Below are 12,912 nucleotides of genomic sequence, written 5' to 3' on the forward strand. Positions count from 1 at the left end.
GGTCATGACGGACGTCTCCGAGATCCGCGCACAGGACTTCACCGAGCTCGTCGCGCCGCTGCGGGGTGAGCTGCACGCGCACTGCTACCGCATGCTCGGCTCGGTGCACGACGCCGACGACGCCCTGCAGGACGCGCTGCTCCGGGCCTGGCGGGCCATCGACGGGTTCGAGGGCCGGAGCTCCCTGCGTTCTTGGCTCTACCGCATCGCCACCAACACCTGCCTCGACGCGATCGCCCAGCGCGGTCGTCGCGCCCTGCCCGTCGACCTCGGCCCGTCGAGCGACCAGGCCGTCGTCGGCGACGCGCCCCAGACCGAGGTCGCGTGGCTCGGCCCCTACCCGGACGCGCGCTACGAGCAGCGGGAGTCGGTCGAGCTCGCGTTCGTCGCCGCGCTCCAGCACCTGCCCGGCAACCAGCGGGCCGCGCTCCTGCTCTTCGAGGTGCTCGGGTTCTCGGCCGCCGAGATCGCCATGTGGATGGACACGACGGTCGCGTCGGTGAACAGCGCACTGCAGCGTGCGCGGGCCACGGTCGCGGAGAAGGTGCCGGCGCGGGACCACCAGCCGGCGGCCGATGCGCGCGTCCGGGAGGTCGTGGCGGCGTACTCGTCGGCCCTCGAGCGCGGGGACGTGGACCTCCTGCTGTCCCTGGTCACCGAGGACGTCACGTGGTCGATGCCGCCGCTGCCGCACTGGTACCGGGGACGTCCCGCCGTGGGCGACTTCGCGACGACGGTCGCCTTCACGTGCGGCTCCTGGCGGCACGTTCCGACGAGCGCGAACGGCCAGCCGGCGGTCGCGTCCTACCTGCGGGCACCCGGCGAGGACGTCCATCGCGCCTGGTCGATCGACGTCCTCACGTTCCGCGGGGACCAGGTGGCTGAGCTGACCGCGTTCATCGGCCCGGAGCACTTCGAGGCGTGGGGGTTGCCTGTCACCCTGCCGTGAGCCGTCCGGGTGACGGCCGCGTCGTTCGGGCGCCGCCCGGTCCGCGTCGCTCTACCGTCGACGCGGAGGTGGGGCGGTGCTGTTCGTGATCACCTGCTGGGTGCTGCTCCCCGTGGGGGTCGTGCTGGGCGTGCGAGCGCTGCGGCGGCGTGCCCAGGCCGAGCGCCGGCTGTGGGGTCGGCGGCCGATGTCGCTCGGGGAGGAGCTGCGCTGGCTGCTCGTCCTCCTGATCCCGTGGGGTCTGTTCCTGGCGCTCGGCGCCTACGCCATCGACAAGAACTGCGTCGAGGACAGCTTCTCGATGGAGCTGGCCCCGGGCACGACCGTCGCCGAGTACTGCAGCGGGGTGCTCCGGGAACAGTTCCCGGGCACCCTGATCGCCGTGACCACGTTCTTCGCGTCGGTCGCGCTGCTCTGGACCGCCGTTGTGCTGGTGGTCCGGGCGCGCGAGCGTCGGCGTTCGTGGATCAGCTGACGCCGGGCCGCCGGCGCTCCCGCCGTGGTCGTCCGTCCGCCGGCTTCTCCAGCACGAGCCACACCACGACGGCCACGAGCAGCCACACGAGCACGCCGACCGACAGGTCCGGCCACAGGAAGACCAGCGCCACAGGAACCAGGATGCTCGGCACTCCACGGGCGAGGATCCAGCGGCGGTTCTTGCCCACCAGCAGGGCGGTGACCACACCGATCGCGCAGTAGGCCGCGACCGCGCCGCACAGCAGCGTCCGGTACTCGTCGGGCAGAGGCTCGTGGGCGTGCTCGACGGCGACCCCGAGGGCGGCGGCCAGTGCCGCGAGCGCCCCGGTCAGCAGCGCGTGCAGGAGCATGACGATCCGTGGCGCGACCGTGTGCGGCCTGAGCTGGGGGATGCCCGCGGTCCCGTGCAGCAGCCCCGCGGTCCACACCGCAGCCAGCAGGGCGAACGCACCGAGCGCGACCAGAGCCGGGTCCCGGTTCCAGGTCTCGGAGTCGGCGGCGGCGTCGATGATCTGGATGAGGCCCTCGCCCAGCACGATGATGACGAACAGGCCGAGGCGCTCCGCGAGGTGCTCCTCGTCGGTGTGGGTGCCCTGGAGCACGAAGGGCCGGCCACCCCCGGGACCGCCCCGCCTTCCGCCCTGCCCGCGCTCCAGGCGCTCCTCGGCGTTCTGCATCGTGCGCGTGGCCGAGGCAAGAAGCAGCACGACGAGGTCGATGGCGATCCCGACCACCCACAGCCAGTACTTCAGCGGCGCGTCCACCCACAGGGAGACGAGCCACGGCACCGCCCCGAGCCCGTACTGCGCCAGCGGCCAGTCGAGCAGCACCTTCCCCCGCGCGATGACCGCACCGGAGAACCAGCGCAGCGCGACGTACGCGATGACGAACGCGTTGGACCGTGACCCGTGGATGCCCGGCACCGACGCCGCCATCACGGCGAGCCCGAGCATCGCGGTGATCAGGACGCCGGTGCGCGCGTCGTCGCCCGCGATGTTCCCGTACACCGCGAAGCCGGCCCAGGAGATCCAGAACGCCAGGTAGAGGACGGCGTACAGGCCGAGGGTGGTGGGCTCGGTGTCCTCGTGCAGCAGGTGGGCCAGCTGGCCGACGCCTGCGACGACCACCAGGTCGAAGAACAGCTCCTTCCAGGTGGCGTGCCGCTCGATGGTCGCGACGGGCTCGGATGCCATGCGGTCAGTAGACCGCACCCGAGGCGGCGCCCGCCCGCCCCCTGGCAGGGGACGGGCGGGCGCCCGGTCGATCAGTGCGTGCCGCAGGTGGCCGTCAGGCCGGTACCGCTGCCGTTGGCGATGAAGCCCGCGGTGGTGGTGCCACCGGCGGGAACTGCGCTGTTCCACGCAGCACTGGTGATGGTGTTGGCACCCGACAGGGAGCCGTTCCACGCCTGGGTCAGGCTCGCGCCCGCGACGGACGTGTGCCAGCCGGTCAGTGCGGTCGAGCCGGCCGTGATCGTGACCTCACCGACGAACGCGCCGGGCCAGGCGTTGACCACCTTCACCGTCGCCGTGCACGCGCCGGTCCCGCCGGTCGGGGTCGGGGTCGGCGTCGGCGTGACCGTCGGCGTCGGCGTCGGGGTGGGCGTCACCGTGGGGGTGGGCGTCGGCGTCGGGGTGACCGTGGGGGTCGGCGTCGGAGTGGGAGTCGTCGTGCCCCCGCCGATGTTGATGTCGCTGCACAGGTAGTACGGCTGGTCGAGGTGGCTGGCCTGCCAGATCGTGTAGAGGACCGCACGGCCGCTGCGGCCGGACAGGTTCACGTCGGTCTGGTAGAGCCCGGTGGTGCCGTAGCGGCCGGTCTCCTTGACCAGGTCGAGGTCGTCCCAGCCGAGCGCCTCGGTGGTCGGGTCGAAGCCCGCCTTCGAGACGTAGATGCGCAGGTAGTCGGCACCGTGCTTGGCGCCGTCGGTCAGGGTCAGGGTGAACGACGTCGGGACACCCTTGGCCACCCACGGGCCGACCGCGTCGAGGGCGTCGTAGCGCGGCGACTGCGTGCGGCCGCCGGAGCACAGCTGACCGTTCGGGATGACCGCCTGGTGGTTGCCGCCCACGTTCTCGCGGTAGAGCCCGTTCCAGTTCCACATGGCGTTCGGGTCGGCCTTCCAGGCCTGCCAGCACATGGGGTCCTTCTGCTCCATGGTGGGGTCGAGGTGGTTGCTGCCCCAACGCTCCCAACAGCCGTAGTTGCGGGTGGGTGGGTCGGTGACCGACCCGTGGGCGGACGCAGGCTGCGAGGTGATGACCGCAGCACCCAGCGCCAGGACCACCGCGAGGAGCGCGGTGGCCAGAGTGCGAGGTCGTGCTCGGACAGACATGGGTTCCCCTTCTCGAAGACGTCGTCGTTGACCCCCCGGAAGCGCCCTCGCCAGCAACCGTGTCGCTGACGGGGCGACGGGGGCGTCCGTCCACCCTCACGACACCGGGCCGGGGTGACCAGGCGCCGAAGCGATTCACACGCGCGTCAGCAGCCAGTCCAACGCGTCGGAGGCCGCACCCAGCACCGACACGTGCCCGTCACCGGGGCGCAGCCACAGCTCCGCCGACGGGATCCGCTGGGCCAGCCACCGGCTGTGCGCCGCCGGCACCACGCGGTCCGCCTCACCGTGCAGGAGCAGGACCGGGGCGGTGATGTCTGCGGGGTCGAACCCCCAGGGCGCGACGTAGGCCAGGTCGTCGTCGACCATCCCGCCGATGCCGTCCTTCTGCGCCTCGCCGGCGATCTGCGCGAGCCAGCCCCAGACGCCGTCGAGGGCCGCGTGGTCGGAGGGCGTGAACATCTCCGGGTCGTACTCGCCGGTGGTCAGCTCGCGTTCGAGGGCGTCGCGGCCGTCGATGGCGGCGTGCAGCTCCGCGGTGCCGGTGGGGTTGATGCCGGCGAGCCAGTCGAGACCGTCGGCCGGGTAGGGCGCGAGGCCCGACCCGCTCACCGCCGCGACGACCCGGTCACCGAGGAGCGCGGCGCAGGCGAGCGCGTGCGGACCGCCGCCCGAGTGGCCGAGGACCGCGAACCGGTCGATGCCGAGCGCGTCCACGATCGCCTCCACATCGGTGGCAGCCGAGGCGATGTCCCGGCCGGGGTGCGGGGTGGAGCCGCCGTAGCCGGGCCGGTCGTACGAGACCCAGCGGATGGCCGAGCTCAGGGGCAGCAGCGGCTCCGGGGGCGTGCCCACGTTCGGGGTGCCGTGGTGCCAGACGACGGTGAGTCGTGGCTCGTCGACGGGGACGTCGTAGGCGCGCAGCGTGCGGCCGTCGGGTGCGCTGACCTCGATCATCGCCCGAGCCTAGGACGGTTGTGCCAGACCCCGGCGCCCGACACCATCGGCACGTGATCCACATCGACGTCGCCGAGCGCCGGGCACGGCTGGCTCGTCGGCACGTGGTGGCGCCGCCGTTCCGGGTGGGTTCGGTCGAGGCTGCCGCGGAGGCCATGGTGTGCCTGCACGGCACCGACCCCACGGGGCTCTACCTGTCCGCGTGGGCGCGGATGGACGACTTCACGGTGCCGGACCTCGACCGGGCGCTCTACGACGACCGCACGCTGGTCAAGCACCTGGCGATGCGGCGCACCCTGTTCGCGGTCACGCGCGAGCTGCTGCCGGTCGTGCAGGCGGCGTCGAGCAACCGCGTGGCGGGCGTCGAGCGGCGGCGGCTCGAGAAGGAGGTCCGGGAGGCGGGGCTGGTCGAGGACGCGGAGCGCTGGTTCGACGAGGTCACGACCGCAGCGGTCGCGGGCCTCGCCGACGGGCCCCTGACCGCGGCGCAGCTGCGCGAGCGGGAACCGCTGCTGGAGGGCGCCATCGCGTACGGGCACGGGAAGTCGTGGGCGGGATCGTTCGCGGTGGTGTCGCGCGTGATGACCTGCCTGCAGGCCGCCGGGACGATCGTCCGGGCCGGCAACCTCGGCTCGTGGACCAGCTCACGGCCCACCTGGGCGCTCGCCAGCGACTGGCTCGGTGCGGAGATCCCGGCCGTCCCCGAGGACGTCGCCCGGGCGCAGCTGGTCGAGCGGTGGCTGCGCCGGTTCGGTCCGGGGACCACGCTCGACGTGAAGTGGTGGCTGGGCTCGACGCTCACCGCCGTGCGGCGGGCGCTGCGGGACGTCGGCGCGGTCGAGGTCGCGCTCGACGGCGGGACCGGCTGGGTCATGCCCGACGACGTCGACCCCGTCGGGCCGGTGGAGCCCTGGGTCGCCCTGCTGCCCGCTCTCGACCCGACGACGATGGGGTGGTCCGAGCGCGACTGGTACCTCGGGCCGTACCGGGCGCAGGTGTTCGACTCGGTGGGAAACGGGGGCGCGACCGTCTGGGTGGACGGGCGGATCGTCGGCGGCTGGTCGACGAGGGACGGGGCCGTCGACCTGGTCCTGCTCGAGGACGTCGGTGCTGACGCCCGCGCCGCCCTGGACGCCGAGGCCGACCGGCTCACCGCGTGGCTGCACGGCACGCCGGTCATGCCCCGGTTCCCCGCCCCGCTGGTCACCCCACCCCGGCGACCGCCTGCTGGATGAGGGCCGCGACCTCGTCGGGGTGGCTGATCATCGCGACGTGCGAGCTGTCGATCTCGACGGTCGTCGAGCCGGCGCGGGCGGCCATCGCACGCTCGGCGGCCGGCGGGATGACCCGGTCCGACGACGCGACCAGGTACCAGGACGGGAGCGTCTTCCACGCGGGCGGCCCGGAGGGCTCCCCGAGGGTCGCGAGCGCGGCGGGCCGCTGGGAGACGGCCATCACGGCGCCCACCTCCGGGGGCAGGTCCTGGCAGAAGGTCTGCGGGAAGATGTCGACGTTGAGGTAGGCGTCGGCGTTGCCCTCCCCGGCGTCCGGGAACGGGCGCACCGTGATGACCTGCGTGAGGTCCGGCGGCGGACCGTCGGCGCCGAGGGCCGTCGCGGCACCTGCTGCCTCTCCCTCCTCGAGCGCGAACGCCGCGATGTAGACGAGGGCCTTCACGTTGTCGGCGCCCACGGCCGCGTTGGTGATGACCGCGCCGCCGTAGGAGTGGCCGACGAGGATGACGGGACCCTCGATCGTCGACACGAAGGACCGGACGTAGGCCGCGTCCCCGGACACGCTGCGCAGGGGGTTGGCGGGCGCGTACGCGGAGATCCCGGCTGCGCTCAGGCGGCTGATGACGCCTCCCCAGCCAGAGGCGTCGGCGAATGCTCCGTGGATCAGGACGACGGTGGGGCTCATGGTCGGTTCCCTTCGGGCGACGGCGGGTGAGGCCAGTCTCCGGACGGGCGTGCCCGGATCGGTGGCCCCTGCGTGCACCGATCTGGTCCGGCCGTGCACGATCTGTCGTGAGACGGCAGGTGCCAGGGACGGGTCCTCGACCGTACGGTTGCTCACAACCGCGATGCCCGACTTGTGAGGTTCCGGTATGAGCCTGGTCCTACGGTCCGACGACCTGCCGCCCGACGACCGCATCGAGATCATCCACGACGCCATCTGGGCCGGGGTGCTGCCCGTCGAGATCGACTACGACCGGCCGGGACCGCAGATCGAGGTGCTCTGCAAGGTCGCGCAGGCGGGGCCGGTGAACTTCTCGTCCGCCCGGTCCACACCGACGATGCTGCGGCGGACCCCGGCCCTGGCGCGGCAGGACCACGACCCGACCGTCTTCCTCGCGGTGCAGGTGTCGGGCACGACGATGGTCGCGCAGGGTGACCACCAGGCCGTGCTGCGCGCGGGCGACATGGTGGTCTACGAGAGCACCCGGCCGTACACCGTGCTCAACACCGACCGCACCGAGCTGCACTACTTCCAGGTCCCTCGCAGCGCGCTCGCGCTCGCGGACGGGGCGCTCGCCGCGGTGACCGGGCTACGGATCGGGCCGGACAACAACGCGCTCGCGGCCGTGGTCGCGCCGTACTTCGACTCGCTCGGGAGCACCGACGTCCTCGACGACCCGACCGCCGCGGCCCTCGTCGCCGGGCCGAGCATCGACCTGCTCCGCGCGCTCATCGCCACCCACGTCGCCGACCCCGGGCTCGCTGCCGCACCGCTGCACGGGTCGCTCGTCCTGCGCGTCCAGGAGTACGTCCGCGCGCACCTGGCCGACCGGGGCCTGTCGGCCGCGACGATCGCCGCGGCGCACCACGTCTCCGTCCGGCACCTCTACGCGGAGCTGGCGCGTGCCGGGATCCGGCTGGGGGACTGGATCCGGACCGCCCGTCTCGAGGCGTGCCGACGAGACCTGCGCGACCCCGCGTCCGCGCACCTCACCGCCGCGACCGTCGGGGCTCGCTGGGGGTTCGCCGACGCCTCGCACTTCGGACGGCTGTTCCGGGACGCGTTCGGCACGACCCCGCGGGAGTGGCGGCTCGCCGGGCCCGCGGGGGTGGCCTGACCTGGGCGAATCCTCCGTCCGAGGGGTGCCGTGGGAGGATCGTCCGTTGTCCCACGACGAGAGGACGAGGATGAGCGGTCTGTCGGGCACCCCGCGAGCGGTCTTCGTCGACCCTTCCGGGCGCCGGGGCCGCACGGTCCGGCGGGTCATGTGGACCCTCGGTCTCCTCGTGGGGCTCTACTGCGCGCTCGTCGTCGTCGCCCTCGTGCTCCCGGTCGGCATGAGCCGGCTCGCCGTCCCCGGCCTGGGCCCGCTGCTGCCCGGTCCGGTGGCTCCTGCGCTCGCGGACCCCGGTTCGGACAGTGCACCGCTCGCACCGCTGACCACCCCGTCGGCCACTCCCTCGACGACGCCGAGCACCACGCCCGCGGCGCGCGTGTCACCGACGCAGGCGACCGTGCCGGCAGCGACGACCGAGCCGGCACCCGCGGTCGTGGAGGTCCCCGTCGCGACGCCCACCCCGACGGCCGCGCCGGGCCGCTCCGCGGAGGCGCCCGGGCAGTCGGCCGACGCGCCGGGCAACGACCCGACCGCCAAGCCCGTTCCGGCGTCGACGCACGCGGCCGTCCCGACCCCGCGCCCGACCAAGGGCTGAGCACCGTGCTGGACGAGATGGTCGGCATGGCAGCTGTGCCCACGCGTCGGCGCGGCGCGCACGTGGAGTACGTCGCGCGGCGCCCCGCGCTGGCGCACTGGTTCCTGCTCGTCGCGGTGCTCTCCGCGCTGCTCCTGGCGCTCGGGCTCCAGACGCTCTCGTCCGGCGTCGGCGGGGCCGGGACCGTCGAGCCGAGGGAGCGCGTCGCCGCCGACGCGCCGACCGGGGGTCCGGTCCTGGTGCAGGACCGTGGCCGGCTGGTGGGCGTGCCGATGCAGGACCGGACGGTCGCGCTCACGTTCGACGACGGTCCGGACGCGCGATGGACGCCGCAGGTCCTCGAGGTGCTGGCCAGGGAGGACGTCCCCGCGACCTTCTTCGTCGTGGGCGCCCGGGCCGTCGAGGACCCGGCGCTCGTGCGTGAGGTGCTGGCGGACGGGCACGAGATCGGGGAGCACACGTGGTCGCACGCCGACCTGTCGGCCGTCCCGGGCTGGCGCCGGAACCTCGAGCTCTCGCTGGGCCAGCTCGGCCTGGCGGGCAGCACGGGTCTGAGCACGTCGCTGCTGCGTCCGCCGTACTCGTCGTCGCCCGGCACCCTCGACGCCGCCGAGCTCTCGGCCGCGACGAGTGCCACCGACGCCGGCTACCTGGTGGTGCTGGCCGACCGGGACACCAAGGACTGGAGCAGCCCCGGGGTCGAGCAGATCGTCGCGAACGGCGGGCCCACCGGCACCGACGGGCACATCGTCCTGCTGCACGACGGCGGGGGTGACCGGTCGGAGACGATCGCGGCGCTGCCCGCGCTGATCGAGAGCTACCGGGCCGCCGGCTACCGGTTCACCACGGTGTCCGAGGGCATCGGTCTGACGGGTGGCGCGTCCCGGCCCGCCGCGGCCGTCCCCGCGTTCCAGGGGCACGTCCTGGAGTTCGCCGTCCATGCGTCCTCGTGGCTGGTCACCGCCGTGAGCTGGGCGGTGCTCGGGTTCGGCCTGCTGTCGCTCCTGCGGACGGTGCTGGTCGTCGCGCTGGCCCCGCACCACGTCCGGGTGTCGGCGCGGCGGGTGGCCGGCGAGCCGTGGCTGCCCCCCGTGAGCGTGCTCGTGCCCGCGTACAACGAGGCGGTCGGCATCGAACGCGCCGTGCGGTCGCTCGTCGCCGGCGACCACCCGGACCTGGAGGTCGTCGTCATCGATGACGGGTCGACCGACGGCACCGCCGACGTGGTCGAACGCCTCGGGCTGCCGGGGGTGCGTCTCGTGCGCCAGGCCAACGGCGGCAAGGCGGCCGCGCTGCGCACCGGCACCCGGGTGGCGTCGCACGACGTGCTGGTGATGCTCGACGGCGACACCGTGTTCGAGCCCGACACCATCCGGCTGCTGATCCAGCCCCTGCGCGACCCGGAGGTCGGCGCCGTCAGCGGCAACACGAAGGTCGGCAACCGCCGGGGTCTGCTCGGGCGCTGGCAGCACCTGGAGTACGTGAGCGGGTTCAACCTGGACCGCCGCCTGCAGGACCTGTGGGGGTGCATCACCACCGTGCCCGGCGCGGCGGGTGCGTTCCGCCGGCAGGCCGTCGAGGCGGCGGGCGGCCTGAGCTCCGAGACGCTGGCCGAGGACACGGACATCACCATGGGCGTCCTGCGGGCGGGCTACCGGGTGGTGCACGAGGAGCGGGCGCGCGCGTGGACCGAGGCGCCGAGCAGCGTCAACGACCTCTGGCGCCAGCGGTACCGGTGGAGCTACGGCACCATGCAGTGCCTCTGGAAGCACCGCCACGCCGTCCTCGACCGCGGAGGCAGCGGTCGCCGGCTCGGGCTGATCGGCATCCCGTACATGCTCCTGTTCCAGGTGCTCCTGCCGCTGCTGGCGCCGGCCATCGACCTGTTCGCGCTCTACGGGCTGTTCACGGGCAACGCGCAGTCGGTGCTCACGATCTGGCTCGCCTTCGCCCTGCTCCAGACGGCGGTGACCGCGTACGCCCTGCACCTGGACGGAGAGCGCCTCCGGCCGCTGTGGAGCCTCCCGCTCCAGCAGGTGTTCTACCGACAGCTCATCTACCTCGTCGTCATCCAGTCGATCGCCAGCGCGGTCGCCGGTGCGCGGCTGCCCTGGCACAAGCTGCACCGGTCCGGGGACGTCGTCGTCCCTGCCTGACGGCCCGATGCCTTGTATCTTGCGAGCACCTGCTCGGTGAGACCCTCGAAGGAGCACGCGCCCATGGCATCGCCCCAGGGCCTCGCGCCCTCGACCCGGACACTCCTGTTCCTCTCGGCCGCCGTCGTGGTGCTCGCCGGGATGCACGCGGCGCGCGAGGTGCTCGCCCCGCTGTTCCTCGCTGCCGTGCTCGTGATCATCGTGCACCCGCTCCGGCACCCCCTGGAGCGCCGGGGCTGGCCGCGCGCCGCCGCGACGACCGTCGTCATCCTCGTCGTCTACCTGATCCTGCTCGCCCTGATCGCCATGCTGACGTTCGCCGGCATCCAGTTCGGCGGGCTGGTCCAGGACTACCTGAACGAGCTGCAGTCGTCGATCACGGACGTCACCGCGTGGCTCGCGTCGCTCGGGGTGGACCAGAGCTCGATCGACTCGATCCGGGACGCCCTGCAGCCGTCGCAGCTGGTGGGCGTGGCCGCGTCTCTGGGCGGTGCGGTGATGGGCATCCTCACGACCCTCTTCGTCGTGGTCACCTACGTCATCTTCATCTCGGTCGACGCCGCGCGGTACGACGGGGCCGACGACCACTTCGGGGCGACGCAGGGCAACGTGCTCGGCCGCGCCACCACCTTCAACATCGGGGTCCGCCGCTACTTCGTGGTCAGCGCCTCGTTCGGTGCCGTCGTCGCGATCATCGACGGGGTCGCCCTGTGGGCGCTCGGCGTCCCCGCGCCGGCGGTGTGGGCGATCCTGGCGTTCGTCACCAACTTCATCCCGAACGTCGGCTTCGTCATCGGCGTCGTCCCGCCCACGCTGCTCGCCCTGGTGGTGGGCGGCTGGCCGCTGGCGCTCGCGGTGGTCGCCGTCTACAGCGTGGTCAACGTGGTGCTCCAGGTGCTGGTGCAGCCGAAGTTCGTCTCCGACGCCGTGAACATCACGCTCACGCTCAGCTTCGTGTCGGTCATCTTCTGGACGTTCGTCATCGGGCCGCTGGGTGCCATCCTCGCGGTGCCGCTCACCCTGCTGACGCGCGCGGTGCTGCTCCAGGGCGGGCCGGCGACCGCGTGGTACTCGTGGCTGTCGGGGGAGGACCTGCCGAAGGCGAAGGAGCTGCCGCCGGCGCCGGACGCCGAGGCCGACGTCGACGAGCCGGCTGCGGGCTGACTACTCGTCGCTCTCGATCCCCGCGGGGAACGCGCGTCGCGCCACCGCGATCACCACCAGGCTGACCGCCACCAGCCCGGCGCCGGCGTAGGGCAGGGCGCCGAGGCCGGGCCCGACGAGCACGAGCGCGCCGAGCGCCGCGCCGCCGCCGATGCCGATGTTCGCCGTCGCGTTCACGAGCGCGCCGATCACGTCGGGGGAGCCACCGCGCGTGCGGATGGCGGCGGCCTGGAACACGGACGCCATCGCGCCGAACGCGCCGGACCACACGGCCGCCGCGACCAGCACCCCGACGCGCGACGGGAACACGAGCCCGAGCGCCAGCAGCGCGAGCGCCATGACCGCGTGCACCACCAGGGTCCCGCGCCGGGGGTTCCGGTCGAGGGACAGTGCGGCGTACGCGGTGCCGACCAGTCCCACCGCGCCGAGCCCGAGGAGCACCGGACCGACGGCGGTCTCGCTCAGCCCGGTCGCCAGCAGGATCACCGACACGTAGGTGTAGACGGTGTACTGCGCGAGGTAGGTGAGCGTGTTCGCCGCGGACACGGCCCCGAGCCGGGTCCGGCGGTCGGTACGGGTGTGCTCGGGGTGGCGGGCGTCGTCGGCGGCGGAGACGGGCGGGAGCAGCAGCGCCACCAGCAGCGTCGCCAGCGCGCACCCCGCGGCGAGGACGAGGAACCCGTTGCGCCAGCCGATGGCGATACCCAGCGCGGTGGACAGCGGGACGCCGAGCACGAGCCCGGCGGACGCCCCCGCGGTGACCAGGGCGAGCGCCCGACCGGTGACCTGCGGCAGGACGAGCCGCGACGCGTACCCGATGCTCAGCGAGAAGAACAGCGCGTGCGCGATCCCGCCGACCGCGCGCCCCGCGGCGACCAGCCCGAACGACGGCGCGATCCCGACGAGCGCGTTGCTGACCGTGTAGGCGACGAGCGTGCACAGCAGCAGCCCCTTGCGCGGCAGGCGGCGGGTGCCCAGGGTCAGCGGGATCGCCAGCACGGCGACCATGAGCGCGTACACGGTGACCAGCAGCCCGGCGATGGACTCGGTCACCTCCAGGTCGGAGCTGATCTGCGGGAGCAGCCCGACGGGAACCAGCTCCGTGGTGATCGCGACGAAGGTCGCGAGCGTGAGCGCGCCGAGGCCCCCGGCCGCCTCACGGACCGACCCGGGACGCCCTGTGCTCTGCGCGGTGCCGGTCAC

Annotated in this window: 12 protein-coding genes; 7 read left to right on the forward strand and 5 right to left on the reverse strand. The window is 73.5% G+C overall.

Annotated elements, in window-relative coordinates:
• The first annotated feature begins 4 nt into the window (after window positions 1–4).
• Complete coding sequence (locus tag HP550_RS18140; protein WP_175349077.1) at window positions 5–949, forward strand: sigma-70 family RNA polymerase sigma factor; 945 nt, start codon at window positions 5–7, stop codon at window positions 947–949.
• Window positions 950–1,025: 76 nt separating this feature from the next.
• On the forward strand, window positions 1,026–1,424 hold the full coding sequence (locus HP550_RS18145) for a hypothetical protein (RefSeq protein ID WP_057209063.1): 399 nt from the start codon (window positions 1,026–1,028) through the stop codon (window positions 1,422–1,424).
• Here HP550_RS18145 and HP550_RS18150 read toward each other — a convergent pair.
• From HP550_RS18150 to HP550_RS18160, 3 genes are all read right to left on the reverse strand, one after another.
• On the reverse strand, window positions 1,417–2,619 hold the full coding sequence (locus tag HP550_RS18150) for a low temperature requirement protein A (RefSeq protein WP_175349078.1): 1,203 nt from the start codon (window positions 2,617–2,619) through the stop codon (window positions 1,417–1,419). The genes HP550_RS18145 and HP550_RS18150 overlap by 8 nt on opposite strands.
• Before the next feature lie 71 nt (window positions 2,620–2,690).
• The gene (locus HP550_RS18155; protein ID WP_175349079.1) at window positions 2,691–3,761 is read right to left on the reverse strand and encodes a lytic polysaccharide monooxygenase; all 1,071 of its coding nucleotides are present in this window, start codon (window positions 3,759–3,761) and stop codon (window positions 2,691–2,693) included.
• A 135-nt stretch (window positions 3,762–3,896) separates the two neighbouring features.
• Window positions 3,897–4,718, reverse strand: a complete 822-nt coding sequence (locus tag HP550_RS18160; RefSeq protein WP_175349080.1) for an alpha/beta fold hydrolase — start codon at window positions 4,716–4,718, stop codon at window positions 3,897–3,899.
• 53 nt (window positions 4,719–4,771) lie between these two features.
• On the opposite strand from HP550_RS18160, the gene HP550_RS18165 reads away from it, so the two are divergent.
• On the forward strand, window positions 4,772–5,953 hold the full coding sequence (locus HP550_RS18165) for a DNA glycosylase AlkZ-like family protein (protein WP_175349081.1): 1,182 nt from the start codon (window positions 4,772–4,774) through the stop codon (window positions 5,951–5,953).
• Here the strand turns inward: HP550_RS18165 and HP550_RS18170 are convergent.
• Window positions 5,922–6,638: an alpha/beta hydrolase gene (locus tag HP550_RS18170; protein ID WP_210768263.1), complete on the reverse strand. Its 717-nt coding sequence runs from the start codon at window positions 6,636–6,638 to the stop codon at window positions 5,922–5,924. The two genes, HP550_RS18165 and HP550_RS18170, sit on opposite strands and share 32 nt — an antisense overlap.
• A 187-nt stretch (window positions 6,639–6,825) precedes the next feature.
• Here HP550_RS18170 and HP550_RS18175 point away from each other — a divergent pair, with 187 nt between their 5' ends.
• The 4 genes from HP550_RS18175 (at window position 6,826) to HP550_RS18190 (ending at window position 11,709) form a co-directional block, all read left to right on the forward strand.
• Window positions 6,826–7,794: a helix-turn-helix domain-containing protein gene (locus HP550_RS18175; protein WP_175349082.1), complete on the forward strand. Its 969-nt coding sequence runs from the start codon at window positions 6,826–6,828 to the stop codon at window positions 7,792–7,794.
• Between the two features lie 70 nt (window positions 7,795–7,864).
• A complete protein-coding gene (locus HP550_RS18180) occupies window positions 7,865–8,389 on the forward strand; it encodes a hypothetical protein (protein ID WP_175349083.1) in 525 nt (174 codons plus the stop codon).
• 26 nt (window positions 8,390–8,415) lie between these two features.
• Window positions 8,416–10,545: a bifunctional polysaccharide deacetylase/glycosyltransferase family 2 protein gene (locus HP550_RS18185; protein ID WP_175349084.1), complete on the forward strand. Its 2,130-nt coding sequence runs from the start codon at window positions 8,416–8,418 to the stop codon at window positions 10,543–10,545.
• Between the two features lie 63 nt (window positions 10,546–10,608).
• On the forward strand, window positions 10,609–11,709 hold the full coding sequence (locus HP550_RS18190; protein WP_175349085.1) for an AI-2E family transporter: 1,101 nt from the start codon (window positions 10,609–10,611) through the stop codon (window positions 11,707–11,709).
• Here HP550_RS18190 and HP550_RS18195 read toward each other — a convergent pair whose 3' ends face one another.
• Entirely contained in the window at window positions 11,710–12,912 is a 1,203-nt protein-coding gene (locus HP550_RS18195) for an MFS transporter (protein ID WP_175349086.1), read from the reverse strand.

This window comes from Cellulomonas humilata, assembly GCF_013359775.1.
Taxonomy (GTDB): Bacteria; Actinomycetota; Actinomycetes; order Actinomycetales; family Cellulomonadaceae; genus Cellulomonas; species Cellulomonas humilata.